General features: G+C 68.5%; 22 protein-coding genes and 3 tRNA genes. 22 read left to right on the forward strand and 3 right to left on the reverse strand.

Annotation, left to right across the window (positions count from 1 at the left end):
- The first annotated feature begins 41 nt into the window (after nucleotides 1-41).
- Nucleotides 42-1,919, forward strand: coding sequence for an amidohydrolase (locus tag QWJ38_RS05375; protein ID WP_290358007.1), 1,878 nt, complete (start codon nucleotides 42-44; stop codon nucleotides 1,917-1,919).
- On the opposite strand, the gene QWJ38_RS05380 is transcribed toward QWJ38_RS05375, so the two are convergent.
- Nucleotides 1,916-2,641, reverse strand: a complete 726-nt coding sequence (locus QWJ38_RS05380) for a pirin family protein (protein ID WP_290358008.1) — start codon at nucleotides 2,639-2,641, stop codon at nucleotides 1,916-1,918. The two genes, QWJ38_RS05375 and QWJ38_RS05380, sit on opposite strands and share 4 nt — an antisense overlap.
- 123 nt (nucleotides 2,642-2,764) lie before the next feature.
- On the opposite strand from QWJ38_RS05380, the gene gph reads away from it, so the two are divergent.
- Entirely contained in the window at nucleotides 2,765-3,424 is a 660-nt protein-coding gene (gph, locus tag QWJ38_RS05385; RefSeq protein ID WP_290358009.1) for a phosphoglycolate phosphatase, read from the forward strand.
- Nucleotides 3,425-3,436: 12 nt separating this feature from the next.
- Here the strand turns inward: gph and QWJ38_RS05390 are convergent, their stop codons facing one another.
- On the reverse strand, nucleotides 3,437-4,051 hold the full coding sequence (locus QWJ38_RS05390; protein WP_290358010.1) for a chalcone isomerase family protein: 615 nt from the start codon (nucleotides 4,049-4,051) through the stop codon (nucleotides 3,437-3,439).
- A 359-nt stretch (nucleotides 4,052-4,410) separates the two neighbouring features.
- On the opposite strand from QWJ38_RS05390, the gene trpE reads away from it, so the two are divergent.
- The 16 genes from trpE to QWJ38_RS05470 all read left to right on the forward strand — a co-directional run bounded on the left by trpE (nucleotide 4,411) and on the right by QWJ38_RS05470 (nucleotide 20,362).
- Complete coding sequence (gene trpE, locus QWJ38_RS05395; protein WP_290358011.1) at nucleotides 4,411-5,895, forward strand: anthranilate synthase component I; 1,485 nt, start codon at nucleotides 4,411-4,413, stop codon at nucleotides 5,893-5,895.
- Between the two features lies 1 nt (nucleotide 5,896).
- Entirely contained in the window at nucleotides 5,897-6,481 is a 585-nt protein-coding gene (locus tag QWJ38_RS05400; protein ID WP_290358012.1) for an aminodeoxychorismate/anthranilate synthase component II, read from the forward strand.
- The gene (gene ltaE / locus QWJ38_RS05405) at nucleotides 6,478-7,560 is read left to right on the forward strand and encodes a low-specificity L-threonine aldolase (RefSeq protein ID WP_290358013.1); all 1,083 of its coding nucleotides are present in this window, start codon (nucleotides 6,478-6,480) and stop codon (nucleotides 7,558-7,560) included. The genes QWJ38_RS05400 and ltaE overlap by 4 nt, the downstream gene beginning before the upstream one ends.
- A 19-nt stretch (nucleotides 7,561-7,579) precedes the next feature.
- Nucleotides 7,580-8,620 (forward strand): anthranilate phosphoribosyltransferase, encoded by a 1,041-nt coding sequence (gene trpD, locus QWJ38_RS05410; RefSeq protein ID WP_290358014.1) that lies wholly within the window; start codon nucleotides 7,580-7,582, stop codon nucleotides 8,618-8,620.
- Nucleotides 8,617-9,135 carry a hypothetical protein gene (locus QWJ38_RS05415; RefSeq protein WP_290358015.1) on the forward strand — a complete coding sequence of 173 codons (519 nt, stop codon included), beginning with the start codon at nucleotides 8,617-8,619 and terminating at the stop codon, nucleotides 9,133-9,135. The genes trpD and QWJ38_RS05415 overlap by 4 nt, the downstream gene beginning before the upstream one ends.
- A gap of 17 nt (nucleotides 9,136-9,152) precedes the next feature.
- Nucleotides 9,153-9,941 carry an indole-3-glycerol phosphate synthase TrpC gene (gene trpC, locus QWJ38_RS05420; RefSeq protein ID WP_290358016.1) on the forward strand — a complete coding sequence of 263 codons (789 nt, stop codon included), beginning with the start codon at nucleotides 9,153-9,155 and terminating at the stop codon, nucleotides 9,939-9,941.
- Nucleotides 9,941-10,633, forward strand: a complete 693-nt coding sequence (locus tag QWJ38_RS05425) for a uracil-DNA glycosylase (RefSeq protein WP_290358017.1) — start codon at nucleotides 9,941-9,943, stop codon at nucleotides 10,631-10,633. Before trpC ends, QWJ38_RS05425 begins: the two co-directional genes overlap by 1 nt.
- Before the next feature lie 216 nt (nucleotides 10,634-10,849).
- Nucleotides 10,850-11,782: a glucosamine kinase nucleotide-binding domain-containing protein gene (locus QWJ38_RS05430; protein WP_290358018.1), complete on the forward strand. Its 933-nt coding sequence runs from the start codon at nucleotides 10,850-10,852 to the stop codon at nucleotides 11,780-11,782.
- 12 nt (nucleotides 11,783-11,794) lie between these two features.
- Nucleotides 11,795-12,526, forward strand: coding sequence for a GntR family transcriptional regulator (locus QWJ38_RS05435; RefSeq protein ID WP_290358019.1), 732 nt, complete (start codon nucleotides 11,795-11,797; stop codon nucleotides 12,524-12,526).
- Entirely contained in the window at nucleotides 12,523-13,662 is a 1,140-nt protein-coding gene (gene nagA, locus QWJ38_RS05440) for an N-acetylglucosamine-6-phosphate deacetylase (RefSeq protein WP_290358020.1), read from the forward strand. The genes QWJ38_RS05435 and nagA overlap by 4 nt, the downstream gene beginning before the upstream one ends.
- Nucleotides 13,658-14,689, forward strand: a complete 1,032-nt coding sequence (locus tag QWJ38_RS05445; RefSeq protein WP_434063948.1) for an SIS domain-containing protein — start codon at nucleotides 13,658-13,660, stop codon at nucleotides 14,687-14,689. The genes nagA and QWJ38_RS05445 overlap by 5 nt, the downstream gene beginning before the upstream one ends.
- 113 nt (nucleotides 14,690-14,802) lie before the next feature.
- A complete protein-coding gene (gene nagZ / locus QWJ38_RS05450; protein WP_290358021.1) occupies nucleotides 14,803-16,272 on the forward strand; it encodes a beta-N-acetylhexosaminidase in 1,470 nt (489 codons plus the stop codon).
- Nucleotides 16,273-16,280: 8 nt separating this feature from the next.
- Nucleotides 16,281-17,579, forward strand: coding sequence for an MFS transporter (locus tag QWJ38_RS05455; RefSeq protein ID WP_290358022.1), 1,299 nt, complete (start codon nucleotides 16,281-16,283; stop codon nucleotides 17,577-17,579).
- Complete coding sequence (locus QWJ38_RS05460) at nucleotides 17,576-18,478, forward strand: glycoside hydrolase family 16 protein (protein WP_290358023.1); 903 nt, start codon at nucleotides 17,576-17,578, stop codon at nucleotides 18,476-18,478. The genes QWJ38_RS05455 and QWJ38_RS05460 overlap by 4 nt, the downstream gene beginning before the upstream one ends.
- A 31-nt stretch (nucleotides 18,479-18,509) precedes the next feature.
- Nucleotides 18,510-19,589 carry an acyltransferase family protein gene (locus tag QWJ38_RS05465; RefSeq protein WP_290358024.1) on the forward strand — a complete coding sequence of 360 codons (1,080 nt, stop codon included), beginning with the start codon at nucleotides 18,510-18,512 and terminating at the stop codon, nucleotides 19,587-19,589.
- A 56-nt stretch (nucleotides 19,590-19,645) separates the two neighbouring features.
- Nucleotides 19,646-20,362, forward strand: a complete 717-nt coding sequence (locus tag QWJ38_RS05470) for a DUF6445 family protein (protein ID WP_290358025.1) — start codon at nucleotides 19,646-19,648, stop codon at nucleotides 20,360-20,362.
- Between the two features lie 94 nt (nucleotides 20,363-20,456).
- Here QWJ38_RS05470 and QWJ38_RS05475 read toward each other — a convergent pair whose 3' ends face one another.
- Nucleotides 20,457-23,090, reverse strand: coding sequence for a TonB-dependent receptor (locus QWJ38_RS05475; protein ID WP_290358026.1), 2,634 nt, complete (start codon nucleotides 23,088-23,090; stop codon nucleotides 20,457-20,459).
- Nucleotides 23,091-23,512: 422 nt separating this feature from the next.
- Here QWJ38_RS05475 and QWJ38_RS05480 point away from each other — a divergent pair.
- From QWJ38_RS05480 to QWJ38_RS05495, 4 genes are all read left to right on the forward strand, one after another.
- Nucleotides 23,513-23,598, forward strand: a tRNA-Tyr gene (locus tag QWJ38_RS05480).
- 71 nt (nucleotides 23,599-23,669) lie between these two features.
- Nucleotides 23,670-23,743: transfer RNA gene (locus QWJ38_RS05485), tRNA-Gly, on the forward strand.
- Nucleotides 23,744-23,814: 71 nt separating this feature from the next.
- A tRNA-Thr gene (locus QWJ38_RS05490) sits at nucleotides 23,815-23,889 on the forward strand.
- Between the two features lie 45 nt (nucleotides 23,890-23,934).
- Nucleotides 23,935-24,279: GTP-binding protein (locus tag QWJ38_RS05495; RefSeq protein WP_290358027.1), on the forward strand; the 345-nt coding region annotated here is incomplete at its 3' end.

The following is a 24,279-nucleotide window of genomic DNA, read 5'->3' on the forward strand; positions in this document are numbered from 1 at the left end:
CGCGGGAGCCGCCCGAACCCCCAGCCTGCAAGGAGACCCGAATGGATGCCGCCGACCTCATCGTGCTCAACGCGCGCATCACGACCATGGACCCGGAGCGGCCGCAGGCCGAGGCGCTGGCCGTGCGCGAGGGCCGTTTCGTGGCCGTGGGCGAAGCAGAGGAAGTCATGGCCTGGCGCGGCACCGGCACGCGTGTCATTGACGCCCGCGGCCGGCGCCTGATCCCCGGCCTGATCGACAGCCATATCCATGTGATCCGCGGCGGTCTTAGCTTCAATCTGGAACTGCGCTGGGAGGGCGTGCCAACGCTGGCCGATGCGATGGCGATGCTGAAGGAGCAGGTCGATCGCACGCCGGCGCCGCAGTGGGTGCGGGTGGTCGGCGGCTTCAGCGAGCAGCAGTTCGCCGAGAAGCGCCTGCCTACGCTGGACGAGCTGAACGCCGTCGCGCCGCATACGCCGGTCTTCATCCTGCACCTCTACGACCGCGCGCTGCTGAACGCGGCGGCCCTGAGCGCGGCGGGCTACGACAGGGACACGCCGAATCCGCCCGGCGGCGAGATCCAGCGCGACAGCGCCGGCCGTCCGACCGGCCTGCTGCTGGCCCGCCCCAATGCGCTGCTGCTGTATTCGGCCCTGGCGCGCGGCCCCAGGCTGGATCCGGACGAGCAGCTCAACAGCTCGCGGCTGTTCATGCGCGAACTGAACCGCCTCGGCGTGACCAGCGTCATCGACGCCGGCGGCGGCTTCCAGAACTACCCGGAGGACTACCGGATCATCGACCGGCTGGCGCGAGACGGCGAGCTGACGCTGCGCATCGTCTACAACCTGTTCACGCAGAACAAGGGCGGCGAGCTCGCGGACTTCCAGCGCTGGACCGAGATGCTGGCGCCGCTGGCCGGCAGCGAGATGTACCGCCACAACGGGGCCGGCGAGATGCTGGTCTTCAGCGCCGCGGACTTCGAGGACTTCCGCGAGCCGCGACCGGAGTTGCCGGCGGACATGGAGCCCGATCTGGAGGCCGTCGTGCGCCTGCTGGTCGAGAAGCGCTGGCCCTTCCGCATGCACGCGACCTACGAGGAGAGCATTGCCCGCGCGCTCGATGTGTTCGAGAAGGTCAACCGCGAGATTCCGTTCGACGGCCTGCACTGGTGGTTCGATCACGCCGAGACCGTCAGCCCGCGCTCGATCGAGCGGATCAAGACCCTGGGCGGCGGCATCGCCGTCCAGCACCGCATGGCCTTCCAGGGCGAGTATTTCGTCGCGCGCTATGGAGCGGAAGCCGCGCGGAACACGCCGCCGATCCGCCGCATGCTCGAGGCCGGCCTGCCCGTCGGCGCCGGCACCGACGCGACGCGGGTCGCCTCCTACAACCCCTGGACCAGCCTGGCCTGGCTGGTGACCGGCAAGACGGTGGGCGGCATGCGCCTGTACGGCGAATCCAATCTGCTGGACCGCCACGCGGCGCTGCGGCTGTGGACCCGCGCCAACAGCTGGTTCAGCCACGACGAGGGCCGCAAGGGTCAGATCATGCCGGGCCAGCTGGCCGACTTCGCGCTGCTGGATCGCGATTACTTCGGCGTGCCGGAGGACGAGATCGGCGGCCTCTATGCCGAGCTGACCGTGCTGGGCGGGCGCGTCGTGCACGGCAGCGGCGACTTCGCGGACCAGGCGCCACCCTTGCCGCCGGCCTCGCCCGACTGGTCGCCGGTCAATCGCTTCGGCGGCCACTGGCATGCCAATCCGGCCGCGGGCCTGTTCACCCGTCCCGCCGGGGCACCGCTGCGCCAGCTGGCGAGTTGTTGCGCCGCGCCCTGCGGCGTGCATGGCCACGCCCATGAGCGGGCCTACCGCGGCGGTGTGCCGGCCGAAGATCGCGGTTTCTGGGGGGCGCTGGGCTGCGCCTGCTGGGCCTTCTAGGCCAGGTCAAACCACAGCCACCGGGCCGCGGTGCTGGCCGACACGGCCACCCGGCTCACCGTGGCCAGTTGCAGCGCGTCCCCGCCCCGCAGTTCCAGCGGCTCGGCTTCGCCCTCGACCTCGACGACGACGATGCCCTCGAGCAGCTGCAGCCAGGCGTAGCGGCCGGCGGCGACCTGATGGGCGCAGCGATCGCCCGCCTGGCCGGCGGCCGCCCAGATGTTCACCGGTGCGCGCAGCTGCAGCGCGCCGGGCTGCTCGGTGGTGCTGGCGACCAGGCGCGGCCCGGCCTTGTCGCCTCTATTGAGCAGCGCCTCCTTCAGCAGCTGGTAGCGCGGCGGGTGGTCGTCGGCATCGCCGTGCAGCCAGATCTGGAACAGATGGGTCGAGGCCTCGGGCGCCGGATTGCGCTCCGAGTGCTTGATGCCCGTGCCCGAGCTGATCAGCTGGACATCGCCCGCCTGCAGCCGGCCCTTGTTGCCGGCGGAGTCCTGGTGCTCGAGCTCGCCGGCCAGCATGAAGCTGAGGATCTCGAAATGATCATGGGCGTGCTCGGAAAACCCCGAACCTCCGGCGATGATGTCCTCGTTGATCACCCGCAGCGCGCGAAAACCCATGCGCGTCGGATCGTTGAAGGAGCCGAAGGAGAAGGTGTAGTAGGCCTGCAGCCAGCCGGTGCGGGACCAGCCCCGGGCCTGCCGGTCATGAAAGATGTCGGCCATCGTCTTCAGCGCACAGGAGTCGGATGCATCTGCGCTTTATAGCGCGCGCGCCGCGCACCCTCGCCGATCGATGCGCTGCCCGATCGAGTGATAATTTTCCAAGTCCGCCACTCATTGCACCCGATGTCCCGCCACCCATCATCCCCGGCCGCCTTCATCGTCGATCTGGACGGCACCCTCGTTGACACCCTCGGCGACTTCGTCGAGGTGCTGAACCGCGTGCTGGCCGAGCTGGGCCTGCCGGCGGTGAGTCGCGATTTCGTCGAGAGGACCATCGGCCAGGGCAGCGAGCACCTGATCCGCTCGACGCTGGCCCATGTCGGCGCCGACGCCGATCTCTATGAAGAGGCCTGGGCCGCCTACCAGCGCCATTACCGCGAGCTGAACGGCCAGTTCTCGGCCGTCTTTCCCGGCGTCGTCGAGGGCCTGGACCGGTTGCGCGCCCTGGGCCTGCCCATGGCCTGCCTGACCAACAAGCCGGCCGCCTTTGCCCGCGATCTGCTCGCGCGCAAGGGGCTGGACGGCTATTTCGACCGCGTCTTCGGCGGCGACGATTTCGAGCGCAAGAAGCCCGATCCGCTGCCGCTGCTGAAGACCTGCGAGGCCCTGGGCAGCGAGCCGGCGCGCACCTGGATGATCGGCGATTCGAGCAATGACGCGCGCGCCGCCGCCGCGGCCGGCTGTCCGATCGTCTTATTGAGCCATGGCTACAACCATGGGGAGCCGATCGCCGAGCTGCCGGCGCTGCAGCACCTCGACCGGCTGGACCTGATCAGGCTCTGAAGTCGCGCTTCTTCAGCCGCCGCGGCCCGACTTCTTCGGAATGCCCAGCAGCGCGTCCTTCAGCTGATCGTCGGCCGGCGACTTGCCGAGCCAGATGCGCAAGAGCGCCGAGTAGAACTCGGGTTCCTTGATCGGCTCGCCGGCCGGCTTGCCATTGATCAGCACGACGGCGCCGGTGCCCGGGATCCAGTCGACCGAGAAGCTCTCGCCCTTGGTCAGTTCCTTCTTGCTGGCGAACAGCTCGGCAATCTTCAGCACGCCGTTGATCGACTTGGAGAACTCTTCGCGCGTCGAGTTCTGCTCCATGCCTTTGGTGAAGAGCTTGCCGAGATCGTTGCCGTCGATATCGCGCAGCGCCACGATGTGCAGGCGTTTCGGGCCCGGCGCGGCCAAAGCGGCCTCGGGCGTGTTGGACTTGGCCGCCAGATAGAGGCCGGCCGTGTAGACCTTGATCACCAGCTTGTAGCGGATGCCGGCGCCGTTGAGCACCAGCTTCTGGCCGCCCACGTCCTGCTGGGCCTCGTACTTGACGCCGGCCACCTCGACGCTGTCGGCCCGGGCCGACAGCGGCTGCATCAAGGCCAGCATCAATGCCGGCAGCAGGGCCGCCGCGATTCTTCTGCGCATATGTCTCGCTCCAATCCTTGCCGGCCCGCTGTAGGGGCGGCTCTCTATTCAGGCCGCCAGTATGGCCCAGCGCATGCCGGGCCGTCTGCGATCGATTTCACTGAGGGGCGCTTCTCGTCGCTGCTACACTGGGCCGATCATGTTCATCACGCGCAAGCAGATCAAGGGGTCGAACGACCGGGGAGCCTGGCCCTGGCGTCGCCCGTCCGACCGCGCTTGAAGCCGCTTGGCTGGCTTGCGGCCGCAGCCCCTGACCGACGCTGCGGAGCCGACATCACGATGATCTTGCCCAGCCAGGCGCCCTGAATCCCGTGGCGCGCCGAACGCAAGCGCGCGCCCGCTCTCAAGGGTTTGACGTGATGTTCACCGAACTTGAATTCCAAAGCCTGGCGGCCGAGGGCTATAACCGCATCCCGCTGATCAGCGAGGCCTTTGCGGACCTGGAAACGCCGCTGTCCCTCTATCTGAAGCTGGCCGCCGGCGCCGGCAATGGCCGCCACAGCTTTCTGCTCGAATCGGTCGTCGGCGGCGAGCGTTTCGGCCGCTACTCCTTCATCGGCCTGCCGGCGCGTACCTTGCTGAGAAGCAGCGGCATGAAGACCGAGGTCGTGCGCGACGGCGTCGTTGTCGAGACGCACGAGGGCAATCCGCTCGACTTCATCGAGGCCTACCAGAAGCGCTTCAAGGTCGCCCTGCGGCCCGGCATGCCGCGCTTCTGCGGCGGCCTGGCCGGCTATTTCGGCTATGACGCCGTGCGCTATATCGAGCCCAAGCTGGCCAGGACCGAGAAGAGCGGCGGCTTGGACACGCCCGATGTGATGCTCTTGCAGTGCGAGGAGCTGGCCGTCATCGACAACCTGTCGGGGCGGCTGTATCTGATCGTCTATGCCGACCCGGCGCAGCCCGAGGCCTTCTTCCGCGCGAAGAAGCGGCTGACCGAGTTGCATGACAAGCTCAGCTACAGCGTCTCGGCGCCGCAGGTGCGGCGCGCGCAATCGCATCCGGTGCAGCGCGAGTTCGCCAAGAGCGATTTCGAGTCCGCCGTGCTGGCGGCCAAGGAATACATCGCCGCCGGCGACTGCATGCAGATCGTCTTGGGCCAGCGCCTCTCCAAGCGCTACACCGAGTCGCCGCTGAGCCTGTACCGGGCGCTGCGCTCCCTGAACCCCAGCCCGTATATGTACTTTTATGACATGGGCGATTTCCAGATCGTCGGCGCCTCGCCGGAGATCCTGGTGCGGCACGAGCGCACGCCCGAGGGCCAGCAGGTGACGATACGGCCGCTGGCCGGCACGCGCCCGCGCGGCGCGACGCCGGAGCTCGACCAGGCGCTGGAGATCGAGCTGAAGGCCGATCCCAAGGAACGCGCCGAGCACCTGATGCTGATCGACCTGGCGCGCAACGACATCGGCCGCATCGCCGAGACCGGTTCGGTCAAGATGAGCGATGCCTTCGCCGTCGAGCGCTACTCGCATGTGATGCACATCGTCAGCAATGTCGAGGGCACCTTGCGCGAGGGCCTTTCGAATATGGACGTGCTGCGCGCCGCCTTCCCGGCCGGCACGCTGAGCGGCGCGCCGAAGATCCGCGCGATGCAGATCATCGACGAGCTGGAGCCGGTCAAGCGCGGCATCTATGGCGGCGCCTGCGGCTATCTGAGCTTTGCCGGCGATATGGACCTGGCGATCGCCATCCGCACCGGTGTCGTGCAGGATCAGATGCTCTATGTGCAGGCCGCGGCCGGCATCGTCGCCGACTCGGTGCCGGAGCTCGAGTGGAAGGAAACGGAAGCGAAGGCCCGCGCCTTGATCCGCGCCGCCGAGCTGGTGGAAGAGGGGTTCTGAGATGCTGCTGATGATCGACAACTACGACAGCTTCACCTTCAATCTGGTGCAGTACTTCGGCGAGCTCGGCACCGAGGTCAAGGTCGTGCGCAATGACGAGATCACGGTCGAGGAGATCGGCGCGCTGCAGCCCGATCAGCTGGTCTTCTCGCCGGGCCCCTGCTCGCCGGCCGAGGCGGGCGTCTGCGTGGAGGCGATCCGGGCCTTCCAGGGCCGTCTGCCCATCCTCGGCGTCTGCCTGGGCCACCAGAGCATCGGTGCGGCGCTGGGCGGCCGCATCATCCGCGCGAAGACGCAGATGCATGGCAAGGCCAGCACGATACGCACCGATCGCAAGGGCGTGTTCAAGGGCCTGCCCGAGGACTTCTCGGTTATCCGCTACCACTCGCTGGTGATCGAGGAATCCAGCTTGCCGGAGACGCTGGAGATCAGCGCGCGCAGCGAGGACGGCGAGATCATGGGCGTGCGCCACCGCGCGCTGGCCGGCACGGCGACGCCGCTGGAAGGCGTGCAGTTCCACCCCGAATCGATACTCAGCGAACATGGCCACGCGATGCTGAAGAACTTCCTGGAGCGAGCCCTATGACGCTTGTCGATCTGCGCAGCGACACCGTCACCCGGCCGACGCCGGCCATGCGCGAGGCGATGGCCCGCGCCGAGGTCGGCGACGACGTCTTTGGCGACGACCCGACGGTGCTGGCGCTGCAGGCCCGCATGGCCGCGCTGACCGGCAAGGAGGCGGCGCTGTTCATGCCCTCGGGCACGCAGAGCAATCTGTGCGCGATGCTGGCCCATTGCGAGCGCGGCGACGAATACATCGTCGGCCAGCTGGCCCATACCTACCGCTACGAGGGCGGCGGCGCGGCCGTGCTGGGCAGCATCCAGCCGCAACCGCTGAGCCAGGACGCGCGCGGCCAGATGGATCTGGCCGATATCGCGGCGGCGATCAAGCCGGACGACCCGCACTTTGCGCGCAGCCGCCTGCTGTGCCTGGAGAACACCTGGAACGGCCGCGTCATGCCGCATCAGTACCTGGCCGAGGCCACGGCGCTGGCGCGTCGCCACGGCCTGAGCTGCCATCTGGACGGGGCGCGGGTCTTCAATGCGGCGGTCGCCGACGCGGGCCCCGATGCAGCTATCGGCGACGTGTTCGCCGCGCTGGCGCGCATCACCGCCTATTTCGACAGCGTCTCGGTCTGCTTCAGCAAGGGTCTGGGCGCGCCGGTCGGCTCGATGCTGTGCGGCTCGGCCGCGCTGATCGCGCGGGCGATGCGGGTGCGCAAGATGGTCGGCGGCGGCATGCGCCAGGTCGGCCTGCTGGCCGCCGCGGCCGATCATGCGCTCGATCACCATGTCGAGCGCATGCGCGAGGACCATGGGCTGGCGGCCAGCCTGGCCGAGGGTCTGGCCGGCATCGCGGGCCTCAAGGTTCGCTCGGTGGACACCAATATCGTCTTCGTCGACGTGGCGGACGGGCGCGGCCCCGATCTGCTGGCCCATCTGAAGGCGCAGGGCATCCTGGCCACCGGCCTGATCGGCCTGCGCTTCGTCACCCATCTGGATGTCGACGCGGAAGGCATCCGCCGCACCGTGGCCGCCGTGCGCGAGTTCTTCGCCGCCGGTGCTCCGGTCGCCGCCACCGGCCGCGCGGCCGGCCCCTACTGAATCCCGCAGGAGTTAGAGCATGGCTATTTCCGACCAAGAGGCGCTGACCCGCGTCATCGAACACCGCGAGATCTTCCACGACGAGATGCTGACCCTGATGCACCGCATCATGGCCGGCGAGATGTCGCCGGTGATGGCCTCGGCCATCCTGATCGGCCTGCGCGTCAAGAAGGAGACCATCGGCGAGATCACCGCCGCCGCGCAGGTGATGCGCGAGCTGAGCAACAAGGTGCCGGTGGCACCGCAGCCGAATCTGGTCGACGTCGTCGGCACCGGCGGCGACGGCGCCCACACCTTCAATATCTCGACCTGCTCGATGTTCGTCGCCGCCGCGGCCGGCGCGCAGATCGCCAAGCACGGCAACCGCAGCGTCTCCAGCAAGACCGGCAGCGCCGACGTGCTGGAGGCGCTGGGCGCCAACATCATGCTCAAGCCGGCGCAGGTGGCCCAGTGCATTGCCGAGACCGGCATCGGCTTCATGTTCGCGCCCAACCACCATCCGGCAATGAAGAACATCGCGCCGGTGCGCAAGGAACTCGGCGTGCGCACGATCTTCAACATCCTGGGCCCGCTGACCAATCCGGCCGGCGCGCCCAACATCCTGATGGGCGTGTTCCACCCCGACCTGGTCGGCATCCAGGTGCGGGTGATGCAGCGCCTGGGCGCCGAGCATGCAGTGGTCGTCTACGGCAAGGACGGCATGGACGAGATCTCGCTGGGCGCGGCCACCCTGGTCGGCGAGCTGAAGGACGGCGTCGTGCGCGAGTACGAGATCCATCCGGAGGACTTCGGCCTGTCCATGGTCAGCAACCGCAGCCTGAAGGTCGCCGGCCCCGAGGAGTCGCGGCTGATGCTGATCGGCGCCTTGAACAACGAGGATGGTGCCGCGCGCGACATCGTCGTCTTCAATGCCGGCGCGACCCTGTACGCGGCCAATGTGGCCGACTCGATTGCCGACGGCATCGCCCGCGCCCGCGAGGTGATCGCCAATGGCGCCGCGCGGGCCAAGCTGGAAGCCTTTGTCGCCGCGACGCAGGCGCTGGGCCGTTCGCCGGCATGAGATCGAACGTCGCCCTGCTGCGCGGCCTGCTCGAGCAGGCGCGCGAGGGCTCCAGCCTGATGCTGCCGCGGCTGGAGCCGCATCCGGCCGCGCTCGTCGTCGGCCTGGCCGGCGTGGCGATCGGCATCGCCTCGGTGCGCGTCGAGAGCCTGCCCTGGCGCAGCGAGCTCGGCTGGCTGGGCCTGGCCCTGACCGTTATCGGCATGCTGATGCACCAGCTGATGCAGCGCCCCGGCGTCGGCTGGCGGCTCGATCTGGCAGCGCGCCGCGCCGAGCCGGTCGGCCAGGACGGCGTTTCGACGCAGCTGGACGGCGAGGGTTGGAGCCTCTTGTGCCTGGCCGGCGCGAAGCGCCGTTCGCTGGCACTCGAATTGCGTCATGTCGACGGCGGCCGGCCGCTGCGCCTGTTCCAGACCCGCGGCGGAGCCGGCCGCGAGGAGCATGGCCTCACCAGCCAGCTGGCCGATCGCCTGGCCGAGCGCCTCGGCGTACGGCGCGAGGGTTTGAGTCTTTGAATGGATGGATTTACGCCATGTCTGACATCCTGAACCGCATCGTCGCGGTCAAGCACGAAGAAGTCGCGGCCGCGCGTCGCCGCCGCTCGCTGGCCAGCCAGCGCGAGGAGGCCGAGGCGCGTGACGACCAGCGCGGCTTCGAGGCGGCGCTGCGCGCCAAGATTGCCGCCGGCCAGAGCGGGGTGATCGCGGAGATCAAGAAGGCCAGCCCCAGCAAGGGCGTGATCCGCGCCGACTTCCGCCCGGCCGAGATCGCCGACAGCTATGCCCGCCATGGCGCGGCCTGTCTGTCGGTGCTGACCGACGAGCAGTTCTTCCAGGGGGCTATCGCCTATCTGCAAGAGGCGCGCGCCGCCTGCGCGCTGCCGGTGCTGCGCAAGGACTTCATCGTCGACGACTACCAGCTCTTCGAGGCCCGCGCGATCGGCGCCGATTGCATCCTCTTGATCGCCGCCTGCCTCGACGATGCGCAGCTGAAGGACCTGGAGGCGGTCGCCCATCATCTGAAGATGGACGTGCTGGTCGAGGTGCACGACGGCGCCGAGCTCGAGCGCGCGCTGAGGCTGAAGACGCCGCTCTTGGGCATCAACAACCGCAATCTGCGGACCTTCGAGGTCACGCTGGACACGACGCTGGGCCTGCTGAAGCAGGTGCCGCCCGACCGCCTGCTGGTCACCGAGAGCGGCATCCTCGCGCCGAACGATGTGCAGGCCATGCGTGCGGCCGGCGTCCATGCCTTCCTGGTCGGCGAGGCCTTCATGCGCGCGCCCGATCCGGGCCAGGCGCTGGCCGCGCTGTTCCGCTGATGCAGCGCTGGAATCCCGTCGTCGACCCCGGCTGGCAGCCGGTGCTCGACGCCTGGCTGGCCTCGCCGGCCGGCCGTGGCGCGCTGGACTTCCTGCAGCAGCGCGGCGCGGCCGCGGCGCAGATCTACCCGCCCGACCCGCTGCGCGCGCTGCGGCTGACGCCGCTGGCCGAAACCCGCGTCGTCATTCTCGGCCAGGACCCCTACCACGGCCTCGGTCAGGCCGAGGGCCTGGCCTTCTCGGTGCCGCAGGGCCAGCGCCTGCCGCCGAGCCTGCGCAATATCTGCAAGGAGCTGCAGCGCGATCTGGGCCAGCAGCCGCCGATGTCCGGCCATCTCGGGGCCTGGGCGCGGCGCGGCGTGCTGCTGCTGAACACGGTGCTGACGGTCGAGGACGGCGCGCCGGCCAGCCATGCCAAGCGGGGCTGGGAGGCGCTGACCGACGCGCTGATCGTCGCCGCCGCCGCCGATCCGGCCCCCAAGGTCTTCATGCTCTGGGGCGCCCATGCCCAGGCCAAGGCGGCGCTGATCGCCGCCGCCGGCACCGGCCATCTGCTGCTGCAGGCGAACCACCCCTCGCCGCTGTCGGCGACCCGGCCGCCGCAGCCCTTCATCGGCTGCGGGCACTTCTCGCAGGCGGCCGCCTGGCTGGCCGAGCGCGGACGCGCGATCGATTGGGCGCTTGACGCATAAAGACGCGTTCCAGGGCCCCAAAAGCGCCCGGCCTCCGGGCTGCTACCAATCGAATACATGGTTCTAAATTGGTATTTTCACCATGCGAGCCATCGCGCGCCGGGCCGGCCGATCGACCGTTGGCCGGGCTGCCGACGGGCCGGGCGTAAAGAAGCGCAATAAACGGTGATCTGCCGATTGACGGGCTGAGGTTTCTGGTACTAAACTGGTATTAACATGAGTACGGCTCTTCTTTGCCCCACCGGCCCCGAGGCCGCCCAGACCCTGGCCGATCTGCGTTTTCTGGTCGGCGTCGATGGCGGTGGCACCGGCACGCGGCTGCGCCTGGCCGACCGCGAAGGCCGCCTGCTGGGGCAGGGCGAGGCCGGCCCCTCGGCCCTGGGCCAGGGCAGCGAACAGGCTTGGCGCCATATCGCTCAGGCGCTGGCCGGGGCGGCGGCGCAGGCCGGCATCGATGAGCTGAATCTCGCGCAATGCGCGATCGGTCTGGGCATGTCCGGCGCCAGCGTCGTCGCGCAGGCCGAGGCTTTTCTGCAGCGCCAGCCCGGTTTCGCCTTGCTGGCACTGGATGGCGACGGCTGGACCACGGTGCTCGGCGCGCACGGTGGCCGGCCCGGCGCCGTCATCGCGGCCGGCACCGGCACCATCGGCGAGGCGCTGCGCGCCGATGGCTCGCGGGCCTGCGTCAGCGGCTGGGGCTGGATCACCGGCGACGAGGGCAGCGGCGCCTGGCTGGGCCTGCGCGCGGTGCGCCATCTGCAGGAGGTGCTGGATGGCCGAGCGGCCGGGGGGCCGCTGGCCGAGGCGCTGCGGGCCCGCTGCGGCGCCGAGCGCGCGAGCCTGCTGGCCTGGAATGCGAGCGCCGGCCAGGCCGGTTTCGCCAGCCTGGCGCCGCTGGTCTTCGAGCATGCCGAGCGCGACCCCTTTGCCGCCACCCTGATCGAGCAGGCGGTGATCGAGCTGGAAAAGCTGGCGCTGGCGCTGGATCCGGCGCAGGCACTGCCGATGGCGCTGTGCGGCAGCATCGCCCAGCGCTTGGCGCCACGCTTTTCGCCGGCCTTGCGCGCGCGCTGCGTCGCGGCACAGGGCGATTCGGCCGCCGGCGGCCTGCACCTGGTGCGCGGCGAACTTCAAAAACTGGGCTTCTGAAGAACCAAGAATATGGCATTCGAATTCAAGGCCGACCCGAACGCATCGTCGCCGCTGTATATGCAGCTGGCGCAGAAGCTGGCCCAGGCGATCCGCGACGGGCAGTTCCAGACCGAGGAGGCGCTGCCCTCCGAGCGCGTGCTGTCCGAATCGCTGGACCTCTCGCGGGTGACCGCGCGCAAGGCGATCGATCGCCTGGTCGAGCAAGGGCTCATCGTGCGCAAGCGCGGCTCGGGCAACTACATCGCGCCCAAGCTGGAGCAGCCGCTGTCGCGCCTGACCAGCTTCTCGGAGGAACTGCACCAGCGCGGCTTCAAGCCGAGCTCGCGCTGGCTGACCCGCACGTTCACGCTGGCGGCACCCGATGAGCAGCTGTCGCTGGGCCTGACGACCGGCGAGCGCGTCGCGCGGCTGGAGCGCCTGCGCCTGGCCGACACGGTGGTGATGGCCTACGAGGTCAGCGTGCTGCCCGAGTCGGTGCTGCCCGATCCGGCGGTCGTCGGCGCTTCGCTGTACGAGCATTTGTCGGCCACCGGCAATGCGCCGGTGCGCGCCCTGCAGCACATCCGCGCGATCAATGCCGAGCCCAAGCTGGCGGCGCTCTTGGAAGTGCCGGTCGGCCAGGCGGTGCTCTTCATCACCCGGGTCGGCTACCGCGACGGCGGCCAGGCGGTCGAGCTCACGCATTCCTACTGCCGCAGCGACTACTACGACTTCGTCGCCGAGATGAGGCGCGAGGGATGACCGAGGCCTTTTCGTCCATCGACGGCTTCGTGCTGACGCCGCAGGGCTTTGTCCGCGGCCGGCTCGAGCAGCGCGAGGGCCGCATCGCGCGCATCGTCGGCGAGCCGGTGGCGGAGTCCGAGGTCCGCCACGGCGGCGCGGAACTGCCGCTCATCCTGCCCGGCTTCATCGACCTCCATGTGCATGGCGGCGGTGGCCGCGACACGATGGAAGGCGGCGACGCCGCCGTGTCGATCGCGCGCCTGCATGCCCGCCATGGCACGACCTCGCTCTTGGCAACCACGATGACGGCGCCGCTGGACGAGATCAGCGCCGCGCTGGCGGCGCTCGCACCGGCCTGCCGCGAGCGCGCGCCGCAGGCAGCGCGGGTGCTGGGCGTGCATCTGGAAGGGCCTTATATCAATCCGGGCAAGCTGGGCGCGCAGCCCGACTTCGCCAAGGCGGCCAGCATCGAGGAGATCGCAGCGCTGAACGCGATGGCGCCGATCCGCCTGATCACGCTGGCGCCCGAGATGCCCGGCTATCTGGCCCTGATCCCGCAGCTGCGCGAGGCGGGCTTCCAGCTGCAGATCGGCCATACGGCGGGCACCTACGAGGACGGCGTCGCCGCGCTGAGGCAGGGCGCCGGCGGCTTCACCCATCTGTTCAACGCGATGAGCGGTCTGCACCACCGCGAGCCCGGCATGGTCGGCGCGGCGCTGGCGCATGCGCAGTACGCCGAGATCATCCCGGACCTGCTGCATGTGCACCCGGGCGCGATCCGCGTCGCGCTGCGCGCGATTCCCTGCCTGTTCTGCGTCACCGATTCGACCGCTGCTGCCGGCATGCCCGATGGCGACTACAAGCTGGGCAGCCACAAGGTCAGCAAATGCATGGGCGGCGTGCGCCTGGCCGACGGCACCTTGGCGGGCAGCACGCTGACCATGGACCAGGCGCTGCGCAATCTGGTCTTGAAGCTGGGGCTGGAGATCGAGGACGCGGCGCGCCGCTGCTCGACCCATGCCGCCGATTACCTGGGCCTGGACGAACGCGGCCGCCTGGCCGAGGGCGCCTGGGCCGATTTTGTGGTGATGGATAGGCGCGAGCTGCGCTTGCAGCGCGTTGTTGTTGAAGGGGAAGAGATTGCTGTCGATTAAGACGAAGATGCTGGACGAGTGCCTCAGCGCGCCGGCCACCGTGGCCCGCCAGCTGGCCGCCGATCAGGGCGCCTACGCGGCACTGGGCGAGGCGCTGCGCCGCCAGCCGCCGGCCTCGCTGCTGACGGTGGCGCGCGGCAGCTCCGACCATGCCGCGCATTACCTGGCCTATCTGGTGATGGCCAAGCTGGGCCGCCTGGTCACCTCGCTGCCGATGTCGCTGATCACGCTGTACCAGTCGAAGATCGCCGCCGAAGGCCTACTGTCCTTTGCCTTCTCGCAATCGGGCCAGAGCCCGGACCTGGTCGCGCCGACCCGCTACTTCAGCGAGCATGGCGCGCGCACGGTCGCCTTCGTCAATGCCGAGGGCTCGCCGCTGGCCGCCGCCGCGCAGCATGTGTTTCCGCTGCATGCCGGCCCCGAGCAGAGCGTCGCCGCGACCAAGAGCTATATCGCCCAGTTGGTGGCCGGCGCCCGCGTCGTTGCCGCCTGGAGCGAGGACCAGGATCTGCAGGCCGCCCTGCAGGCGCTGCCCGAGGTGCTGGAGCGGGCGGCCCAGGCCGGCGTCGAGCGCTGGGGCGTGGCCGTCGATGCGCTGAAGGGCGCCGACAAGCTTTTCGTCATCGGCCGCGGCACCAGCCTGGCCGTGGCGATGGAGGCGGCGCTGAAGTTCAAGGAGACCTGCGGCATCCAGGCCGAGGCCTTCTCCGGCGCCGAGGTCAAGCATGGGCCGATGGCCCTGGTCGACGAGGGCTATCCGATGCTGGTGTTCGCGCCGCGCGGCCCGGCCCAGGCCGGCCTGATCGCGCTGGCCGAGGAGATGCGCGGCCGTGGCGCGCGCGTGCTACTGGCCGCGCCGGAAGGCACGCCGGGCGCCGAACTGCCCCTGGTCTGCAGCGGCAACGAGGAGCTCGATCCGATCGCCGCCGTGCAGAGCTTCTATCCGATGGTCGAGGCGCTGGCGCGTGCGCGCGGGCTCAACCCGGACCAGCCGCGCCATCTGGCCAAGGTCACCAAGACCCACTGACGGAGCAAAGCATGAGTGTTGACAGCACGGCGGGCCAAGCGCCGGGCCGCTCCCAAGCTGGCCTGCATCCCCTCGGGGGATCGGCCGACGTACCCGTCGGACGAGGGGCCGACATGTTCCATCCCGGCCAGCTGGTCATGGTCGACATCCCGGGCAAGCGCCTGGATGCCGAGACCGCGGCCTTTCTGCGCGAGCACCAGATTCGCGCCGTCTGCCTGTTCCGCAAGAACCTCGGCAGCGAGGACGAGATCCGCCGCCTGACGGCCGATCTGCGCGCCGTGATGGGCGAACAGGCCCTGATCGGCATCGACCAGGAGGGCGGCTCGGTGATCCGCGCGACCTCGCTGCCGCAGGCGCCGGCCGCCATGGCGCTGGGCGCCGTCGGCGACGAGGCACTGGCCGAGGAGGTCGGTGCCGCCGTCGCGCGCGGCCTGCGGCATCTGGGCATCAACTGGAATTTCGCGCCGGTGCTGGACGTCAACAACAACCCGGCCAATCCGGTCATCGGCGAGCGCAGCTTCGGCGAGGACCCGGCCCTGGTGACGCGCATGGCGCGGGCCTGGATGCGCGGCTCCCTGCGCGAGGGCGTGGCCTGCTGCGTCAAGCATTTCCCCGGCCATGGCGATACGCATGTCGACTCGCACCACGCGCTGCCCACCGTCGACAAGACCGAGGCCGAGCTGGAGGCGCTGGAGCTGATCCCCTTCCGCGCGCTGTCCCCCGAGGCGCCGGCGATGATGACGGCGCACATCGTCTATCCGCAGATCGATCCCGAGCACCCGGCCACGCTGTCGCACAAGATCCTGAGCGGCATCCTGCGCCAGCGCATGGGCTATCGCGGCGTCGTCATCACCGATGCGCTGATGATGAAGGCCGTCCACGAGCGCTACGGCCATGCGCGCGCCGCCGTGCTGGCCCTGCAGGCCGGCGCCGACATGCCGCTGGCTCAAGGGTCGCAGGCCGAACAAGCCGCGGCCATCGAGGCGATCGCCGCGGCGCTGGCCGACGGGCGACTGACCACCGCGCAGCTCCAGGCGGCCCAGCAGCGCCTGGATGCGCTGGCCGAGGCCTATCCGCTGGCGCCGCGCGACTATCCGACCATGCAGCGCGAGGCCGACGATGCGCTGATGCACCGCGGCTGGGAGCGGGGGCTCACCGCCGTCGGCGCCGCGCAGGCGCCGGACCGCAGCCGACCGCTGCGCGTGCTCACGCAGGCCAGCGTCGCCAGCGACGGCGTCTCCGAGGCGGGCCTGCCGGCCGAGGAGGTGGCCGCGCTGTTCGCCGCCTTCGATGACGTCGAGTTCGTCCACCTGGTCGATCTGCGCCGCCTGCAGGCCGGCGATCTGCCGCGCGACGAACGGCTCAATGTGCTGGTCTCCAACCACCGCGGCCGCTTCGAGGCGGCGGCGCGCGGCGCCAAGGTCGATCTGCATCTGGCGCTGTGGAATCCCTTCCAGGTGATGGACATCGCCGCGCCGGCCGTCGTCAGCTGGGGCTATGGCGAGGGTGCGCTCGCCGCGCTGCGCGGCTGGCTGGAAGGCCGCCTGGCCGCGACGGCGAACGCGCCGGTGACTTTGAACTGAAGGCTCTCATGACCACCCCGCAACGCTCGCCAATCTCCTGGGTGCCCAGCCTCTACTTCGTCCAGGGGCTGCAATTCTTCGTCGTCATGCTGATCGCCGGCCTGATGTTCAAGAACATGGGCGTAGCCAACGACCAGATCGCCCGCTGGACCGGCGTGCTGGGTCTGGCCTGGGCCTTCAAGCCGCTGTGGAGCCCCTTTCTGGAGATGGCGCGCAGCAAGAAGCTGATCGTCGTCGCGATGCAGTTCACCGGCGCCGCCGGCCTGGCGCTGATGGCGCTGGCCCTGCAGCTGCCGATGTACTTCGCCGCCAGCATCGCCGTGCTGTTCCTGCTCGCCTATGCCTCGGCCACGCACGACATCGCCTGCGACGGCCTCTATATGGCGGCGCTGGACAACCAGCAGCAGGCCGCCTACGCCGGCTGGCAGGGCGCCTTCTTCAATGCCTCCAAGTTCCTGACGCTGGGCGGGCTGCTGGTGCTGGCCGGCTTCCTGGAGAAACAGGTCGGCGTCTTCAATGCCTGGTCCGGCATCTTCGGCCTGCTGGCCGCGCTGCTGGCGCTGCTGGCCGCCTACAACGCCTGGGCCTTGCCCGGCACCCTGAACACCGAACATGCCGACCTGACCGTCGCCAGCGTGTTGAAGACCCTGGGCGAGGTGATTGCGGACTTCCTGCAGAAGCCCGGCATCTGGTTGGCCATCCTGTTCATCGTGCTGTTCCGCTTTGCCGAAGGCCAGGTGCAGACCATAGGCCCGCTGTTCCTGATCGAGACCAAGGCCAAGGGCGGCCTGGGCCTGACGACCGAGCAGGTCGGCGGCATCTACGGCACGGCCGGCACGGCGGCCTTTCTGGTCGGCAGCATCCTGGGCGGCTACTTCACCGCCTGGCTGGGCCTGAAGCGCGCGATGCCCGTCCTGATCGTCGCGATGGCGGTGCCGAACGCGGTCTTCTACTACCTGAGCACCGCGCTGCCGACCGATCTCCTCCATATCGGCTTCGCCGTCAGCGTCGAGATGTTCGGTTATGGCTTCGGCTTCGTCGGCATGATTCTCTACATCATGCAGGCGGTGGCGCCGGGGCGCTTCCAGACCGCGCATTACGCGCTTGGTTCGGGCGTGATGCAGCTGGGCTTCATCCTCAGCAAGACGATCAGCGGCGACATCCAGCTGGCGATGGGCTACCAGCACTTCTTCCTCTGGACCATCGTCTGCGGCGTGCCGGCCCTGATCCTGATGTTCTTCGTCAAGATCCCCGGCCGCCGGACGGCGCAGGCGGAGGCCGCAGCGGCCGAGGCGCTGGGCGCATGAGGCGGCTGCTCGCCGCCGCCGGCCTGGCGTTGACCGCGCTGAGCGGGCTGGCCCAGGCCGCCGCCCCCGAGATCTTCTTCGACGACTTCAGCCAGCCCGACACCGCCACGCTGCGCGCCGCCGGCTGGACGCCGCGCGAGAAGGCCGGTCATCCGGGCGTCGAGGGCGCGAGCTGGAGCCCGGCCGGCCTGAGCCTGGTCGCCGACCCGCAGCAGCCCGGCAACCGCCTCTTGCGCCTGCGCGGCGCCAGCGATGGGACCGGCCCGGGCACGCAGCAGGTGCAGCTCTGCCATGCGCGCAAATACCTGGAAGGCACTTATGCGGCACGGGTGCGCTTCAGCGACCTGCCGGTCAGCGGCATCGACGGCGATCCGGTGATCCAGACCTTCTACGCGGTCAGCCCGCTCAAGCACGACTACGACCCCGAGTTCAGCGAGCTGGACTGGGAATACCTGCCCAACGGCGGCTGGGGCAGCGAGAAGACGCGGCTCTACGGCATCACCTGGCAGACGGTGCGGCTCGATCCCTGGCAGGCCTTCAACCAAGCGCATGAGGAATTCCGCAGCCTGGACGGCTGGCATGTGCTGATGATGCAGGTCGGCGGCGGCAAGACGCGCTGGTTCATCGACGGCCGCCAGGTTGCCGAGCATGGCGGCCGCAACTATCCGGTCTCTCCGATGGCGATCAGCTTCAGCATGTGGTTCTCGCCCGGCTCGCCCTTGCCCAAGGGGGGCGAGCCGCGCGTCTACGAGCAGGACGTCGACTGGGTCTTCCACGCGCGCAACGCGATCCTGAGCGCCGAGCAGGTCGCCGAGCAGGTGGCGGCGCTGCGCAAGAGCGGCAGCACGCGCGTCGACCAACTGCCGAGCGCCGGGCTGGAGAGCCGCTGCGATTTCTGAGCCGAAGAAGAGAAAAAGCGAGAACAGTCCGATGAGCGCTAGCGCCGCTGCGTCCCCGCGCCTGGCCTCGGTCGACGCCCTGCGGGGCCTGGCCGTTGCCGCCATGCTGCTGGTCAACAACCCCGGCGACTGGGGCCATGTCTATGCCCCGCTTGAACATGCGGCCTGGCATGGCTGCACGCCGACCGATCTGATCTTTCCCTTCTTCCTCTTCATCGTCGGCGTCTCGATCGCCCTGAGCCTGGGCGGGCGCATCGAGCGCGGCGACGCGGCGGCGCCGATGCGCCGCACCGTGCTCGAGCGCGCGCTGCGCATCGTCCTGCTGGGTCTGGCCCTGCATCTGCTGGCCTGGTGGCTAATGGACAAGCCGGAGTTCCGCCCGATGGGCGTGCTGCAGCGCATTGGCCTGTGCTTCGCCCTCACCGGCCTGGCGGCGCTCTCGCTGTCGGCGCGCCGGCAATGGCTGCTGCTGCTGGGCCTGCTGCTCGGCTACGCGGCCCTGCTGCTGTGGGGCGGCCCGTTGAGCAAGGAGGGCAACCTCGCTTCGCGGCTCGATGCGGCGCTGCTGGGCCGCTGGGCCTATGAGTGGCAGGCCGCCACCGGCCAGGGCCATGATCCGGAAGGCATCCTGAGCACGCTCGGCGCGCTGGCCACCTGCCTGCTGGGCCTGCGCGCCGGCGAGCTGCTGCGCCGCGGCGGCAGGCGCGCGCTCGCGCTGCTGGGCCTGGCCGCGCTGGCGCTGGGCTGGGCCTGGACGCCCTGGCTGCCGCTGAACAAGCAGCTGTGGACCGGCAGCTTCGTGCTCTGGACCGGTGGCTGGGCCTGCCTGGCGCTGGCGCTGGCCCATGAGCTGGTCGACCGCCGCGGCTGGCCGGCGCTGGGGCGCAGCTTCGGCGTCAACGCGATCGCCGCCTATGCCGGGGCCTGGATGTGCACGGTGCTGCTGGAGGGCTTCGGCCTGATGCAGCCGCTCTATGCCGGCGGCTTCGGCTGGCTGCAGCGCGCGCTCGGACCCGAGCAGGCCTCGCTGGCCTTCGCCCTGGCCTTCGTGCTGGTCTGGGCGCTGATCGTGCGCCAGCTGGACCGGCGCCGCATCTACATCAAGGTCTGATTGATGGCCTCGCGGGCCGGGCGGGCTGGACCGGGCTGCGGCTACAGTTGCCGACGATGAGCAACAGCAGCGATCCCTTTCAGTACCGCATTCCGCCAAACATCCAGTCGGTGCAGATCGGCGAGCACCCGCTCGTCTTCATCGACGATTTCCTGGAGGATCCGCAGGCCCTGGTCGAGGTCGCCTGCCGCAGCGCGTTCACGCCCTATGCGGGCGTGGCCGAGCGCAAGGGCTATCCCGGCGTGCGGGCCGCCGTGCCGGCCGACTACTCGGCCAATCTGACGGCGCTGATGGAGCCGCTGATCAAGCTCAATTTCGGCGTGCCGGAGGAGCTGGCCCTGCGCAAGAGCGAATGCGCGTTCTCGCTGATGACGGTGCCACCGCAGTCGCTCGGCACCCTGCAGCGCACGCCGCACTTCGATGCCAGCACGCCGCACCATATGGCGGTGCTGCTCTATCTCTGCGGCCCGGAGCATGGCGGCACCGCCTTCTACCGCCACAAGGCCACCGGCCTGCAGCAGATCACGCCGGAGAACCGGGAGCGCTACCTCGACGCCTTCGCCGCAGAACTGCAGGCGCGGCCGCCGCAGGCGCGCTACTTCAGCGATTCGGACGAGCATTTCGAATTCCTCGGCATGATGCCGGCGCGTTTCAACCGCCTGGTGATCTACCGCGGCAGCCTGCTGCACACGGCCTGCATCAATCCGCAGCGCAGCCTGGGCAGCGACCCGCGCGGCGGCCGCCTGACCGTCAACACCTTCTACGACTTCTGAGCCGCCATCGCGGCGCACGACCATGAAAAAAGCCCGGCATCTGCCGGGCTTCCTGCTTCTGGGCGAAGGGGCCGCAGCCCCTCGCGCTCCATCATCAGAACTTGGCGGTCAGACCCAGCATATAGGTCGTCTCGCCCTTGAAGGACCAGGCCGGGTAGCCTGCCTTCAGCGGATCCTTGATGGCCGTGTTGCTCGGGGCCGCGACGCCGTACTGCACATCGTCTTCCTTCGTGATGTTCACAACGTCCAGGCTCAGGCGCAGCCACTTGTTGATGTTCCAGCCGAAGCTGGCGTCGAGCGTGCCGTAGTTGTCGTGCATGCGGTTGCCGTACCAGTAGGCGCCCTCGCGGATCATGTACTTGGAACGGTAGTTGTAGGCCAGGCGGCCCGACAGCATCTCGTTCTCGAAGTAGCCGACCAGGTTCATATTGTGCTTGGACGACTGGGTGAAGATGCCCAGCGCGTCGGCATAGCTGCTGGCCGGAGCGGTGCCGTCGGTGAAGGTGTAGTTCGCGACGACGCCGAAGCCGTTGCCGAAGGCGTGGTTGGCTTGCAGCTCCAGACCCTGCAGGCGGCCGCCGCCGGCGTTGACGAAGCTCTGCACGGTCCAGTTGTCGACGCCGGAGCCCGGGTCGACCAGACCGACCTTCTGGTTTTGCTTGACGTTGGCGGTGATGAAGTTCTGGATGTCCTTGTTGAAGTAGGTCGCCGAGATCAGGTTGCCGCGGCCGTAGTAGTACTCCAGGCTCAGGTCGACCTGGCTGGACTTCATCGGCTTCAGCGCGATATTGCCGACCGTCCAGGTCTCGTTGCCGACCCGGTCGTCGTTGTAGCCGGACACCTGGGTGCCGAACAGATTCGCGAAGTTCGGACGCGTGATCGCCTGGGCGGCGGCGGCGCGCAGCACCAGATCCTTGCGCAGGTCGAAGGCGACGTTGACGCTGGGCAGCACGTCGTTGTACTTGGACTTGGTCGAGCTCGTGCTGTGGCCCCAGTTCGCGTTGCCGGCATAGTCACCGGAAGCCAGCGGCGTGCCGTCGTAGGCGTAGCCGGTGCTGGTGGCGTCGGTCGAGATCCAGCGCAGACCGAAGTTGCCGCGCATGTTCTCGGCGGCGAAGTCCAGCATGCCGTAGACGGCCGTGTTCTTCTCGTTCAGCTGACCGAAGCCCGAGCGGTCCTCGATCCAGCTGCTGACGTTCTTGGCCGTGTTGGCAATCATCGCGTCGATGTTCGGACGCGGGATTTGCCAGCTGGCGGCGTCCACCGTGCCCTTGAACAGCGTGGCCGTGTCGACCGGCGCGATCGTCGCCGCCCAGACCGGACGGAAGGAGCGCTTCTCGAAGGTGTGGTCGGCGTAGCGGATGCCGGTCTTGAAGGCGTTGATCGCGCCCCAGTTCAGGTCGAAGGTGCCGTCCAGTTGCAGGTACTTTTCCTCGTCCTGGTTCGGGCCCTTCGAGGTCGCCCAGGTCTCGGGCGAGCTGGTCTTGGGCAGATTGGCCGCGCTGAAGGACTGGTCCTTGGTGGGGCTCAGAACGATCTGCTTGCCGGTGGCGTCGATCGTGCCCTGCCACTTGGCCGGGGTGTCCCACCAGCCATAGGCGTAGTTGGTCGTCAGCGAGGTGCCGCCGTCGGCCTTGGTGCTCCCCAGCACGAAGTCGAACTTGGCGCCGTCGACCTTGTAGTGGGCGTCCACCGTGACGCTGTCCGACTTCATCTCGGCGGCGCGGGCCCAGTTCTGGAAGAACTGGTTCATCAGCGGCTTGGCGGCCGTGGTCGTGCTGTGCACGCACATGCCGGTGGGATTGAAGTCCGACTTCACATCGGTGTTGCGCTTGTCGCAGCTCGGATCCTGGAAGATGTAGTCGCTGCTGTTCGAGTTGTTGGCGTCGAGCTTCAGGTGCAGGGCGTTCAGGCCCAGTTCCAGGCCCTGCATCGGCTTGGCCTGCAGCACCAGGTTGAGGGCCTCGCGCTTGCGATCCTGCACGAAGGCCGTCGGGGCGACGTCACCGGCCCAGCGGTTGTCGGCCTCGATGCCATTGCGGATGTAGGAGCCTTCCGAGTAGGCGCCGCCGATCAGGGCGCCGAAGGTCTTGGCCTCGTTCTTCCAGCTGTAGAGGCCGGAAACTTCCTTGTTGTTGTCGCTGATCGTGCCGCCGCCGTAGCGCACGGTGGCGAAGCCGCTATTGGCCGCCATGTCCAGCGGCTTGCGGGTCTTGACGATCACGGTGCCGCCGATGCCGCCTTCGGTCAGGTCGGCCTGGGAGGACTTGTAGACCTCCATGCCGCCGATCAGCTCGGGCGGCAGCAGCGAGTAGTTGAAGGAGCGGTCGATGTCGAGCTGGTCGTACCAGCCGGTCGAGGCAATGGTCTGACCGTTCAAGGTGGTGTAGGTCATCTGCGGATCGGAGCCGCGGATGGAGACCGTCGCGCCCTGGCCGAACGCGCGGCCGACCGAGACGCCGGGGATGCGACCCAGCGACTGGGCCACGTCGGTGTCGGGGAGCTTGCCGATGTCTTCGGCCGAGACCGCGTCGACGACGGCCGAGGCGTTCTTCTTGATCGTCGCCGCGGATTGCAGCGAGGCGCGGATGCCGGTCACGACGACCGTTTCCAGCTGTTGCTGACCTTCGGCAGGTTTCTGCTCAGCCTGCTGGGCCTGCGCTGCCACGCTCACGCTCAACAGCGTGAGCGTCACCGCCGCGGCGATGGGACTCTGTTTTACTTTCATAACTGCTCCTCGATGTGGCCAAGAGATTCGAATTCGGCCTGTTGAGACTCGGACCTCAGCCATACCAATCGATCAACTGGCATGCGCCTGGTACCCCCAGTGACATCTAAATGCAACCAATGCCATGCCACTATACGGCGCGGTAGTGCCACTTTGCTACCACTTTGGGCTGCGTGTTTTCCCTGCTGTGGCTGCTTCACCACCGTCTTTTCGTAGCTGTTTTTGGGTGAGCGCCCAGCCGTTTCCAGGCGCGGCGCTGCGGCGCCGGCGCTTGGTAGCAAATTGGTATTGTTTTGGTGATCTCGGGCAGCGAGGCGGTCGAGATCGAAGGCGCAGAAGGTGCTCTCGCCGTTCTCGCGAGCGGTGGATTCAAAAAATCTTGGCCTCGCAAAAATGCTGTGCTATAGTTGCGGGCTTGCCTTGGAGGGGTGGCCGAGTGGTTAAAGGCAGCAGACTGTAAATCTGCCCGCTAACGCGTACGCTGGTTCGAATCCAGCCTCCTCCACCAAGGCGAACGTTTTCTTGATTCGAGGTGTCGGCTGGTCCGGCACCTCGATCCCAGGAAGGCGAGGCTCCCGGGCGGGAGTAGTTCAATGGTAGAACCTTAGCCTTCCAAGCTAATGACACGGGTTCGATTCCCGTTTCCCGCTCCAGCAATGGGGTTGTGTCTGTTTTGTCGTCGTCACCGGTTTGTTGGCAGTAAGGTCTGCAAACCCGTGCCGATGCCCATGTGGCTCAGTGGTAGAGCACTCCCTTGGTAAGGGAGAGGTCACGCGTTCGATCCGCGTCATGGGCACCACAATTTCTTCTTCTAGTCAGATCTGATCCTACTCAGGAGCGCAAGATGGCAAAAGGCAAGTTTGAACGCACCAAGCCGCACGTGAACGTCGGCACGATCGGTCACGTTGACCACGGCAAGACGACGCTGACGGCGGCCATCGCGACCGTGCTGTCGAAGAAGTTCGGCGGCGAAGCCAAGGCCTACGACCAGATCGACGCGGCGCCGGAAGAAAAGGCCCGCGGCATCACGATCAACACCGCCCACGTCGAGTACGAGACCGCCAACCGCCACTACGCGCACGTTGACTGCCCCGGCCACGCTGACTACGTCAAGAACATGATCACCGGTGCCGCCCAGATGGACGGCGCGATCCTGGTGTGCTCGGCCGCTGACGGCCCGATGCCCCAG

The sequence above is a fragment of the Roseateles violae genome (assembly GCF_030410485.1).
GTDB lineage: Bacteria > Pseudomonadota > Gammaproteobacteria > Burkholderiales > Burkholderiaceae_C > Roseateles_D > Roseateles_D violae.

Bases quoted from the DNA above. Each gene is read 5' to 3' on its own strand.
- QWJ38_RS05375 (WP_290358007.1), top strand. From the start codon at position 42: ATGGATGCCGCCGACCTCATCGTGCTCAACGCGCGCATCACGACCATG.
- QWJ38_RS05475 (WP_290358026.1), bottom strand. From the start codon at position 23,090: ATGAAAGTAAAACAGAGTCCCATCGCCGCGGCGGTGACGCTCACGCTG.
- QWJ38_RS05425 (WP_290358017.1), top strand. From the start codon at position 9,941: ATGCAGCGCTGGAATCCCGTCGTCGACCCCGGCTGGCAGCCGGTGCTC.
- QWJ38_RS05470 (WP_290358025.1), top strand. From the start codon at position 19,646: ATGAGCAACAGCAGCGATCCCTTTCAGTACCGCATTCCGCCAAACATC.
- QWJ38_RS05380 (WP_290358008.1), bottom strand. From the start codon at position 2,641: ATGGCCGACATCTTTCATGACCGGCAGGCCCGGGGCTGGTCCCGCACC.
- trpE (WP_290358011.1), top strand. From the start codon at position 4,411: ATGTTCACCGAACTTGAATTCCAAAGCCTGGCGGCCGAGGGCTATAAC.
- QWJ38_RS05460 (WP_290358023.1), top strand. From the start codon at position 17,576: ATGAGGCGGCTGCTCGCCGCCGCCGGCCTGGCGTTGACCGCGCTGAGC.
- QWJ38_RS05435 (WP_290358019.1), top strand. From the start codon at position 11,795: ATGGCATTCGAATTCAAGGCCGACCCGAACGCATCGTCGCCGCTGTAT.
- gph (WP_290358009.1), top strand. From the start codon at position 2,765: ATGTCCCGCCACCCATCATCCCCGGCCGCCTTCATCGTCGATCTGGAC.
- QWJ38_RS05465 (WP_290358024.1), top strand. From the start codon at position 18,510: ATGAGCGCTAGCGCCGCTGCGTCCCCGCGCCTGGCCTCGGTCGACGCC.
- QWJ38_RS05455 (WP_290358022.1), top strand. From the start codon at position 16,281: ATGACCACCCCGCAACGCTCGCCAATCTCCTGGGTGCCCAGCCTCTAC.
- QWJ38_RS05390 (WP_290358010.1), bottom strand. From the start codon at position 4,051: ATGCGCAGAAGAATCGCGGCGGCCCTGCTGCCGGCATTGATGCTGGCC.
- ltaE (WP_290358013.1), top strand. From the start codon at position 6,478: ATGACGCTTGTCGATCTGCGCAGCGACACCGTCACCCGGCCGACGCCG.
- nagA (WP_290358020.1), top strand. From the start codon at position 12,523: ATGACCGAGGCCTTTTCGTCCATCGACGGCTTCGTGCTGACGCCGCAG.
- QWJ38_RS05430 (WP_290358018.1), top strand. From the start codon at position 10,850: ATGAGTACGGCTCTTCTTTGCCCCACCGGCCCCGAGGCCGCCCAGACC.
- trpD (WP_290358014.1), top strand. From the start codon at position 7,580: ATGGCTATTTCCGACCAAGAGGCGCTGACCCGCGTCATCGAACACCGC.
- trpC (WP_290358016.1), top strand. From the start codon at position 9,153: ATGTCTGACATCCTGAACCGCATCGTCGCGGTCAAGCACGAAGAAGTC.
- QWJ38_RS05415 (WP_290358015.1), top strand. From the start codon at position 8,617: ATGAGATCGAACGTCGCCCTGCTGCGCGGCCTGCTCGAGCAGGCGCGC.
- nagZ (WP_290358021.1), top strand. From the start codon at position 14,803: ATGTTCCATCCCGGCCAGCTGGTCATGGTCGACATCCCGGGCAAGCGC.
- QWJ38_RS05400 (WP_290358012.1), top strand. From the start codon at position 5,897: ATGCTGCTGATGATCGACAACTACGACAGCTTCACCTTCAATCTGGTG.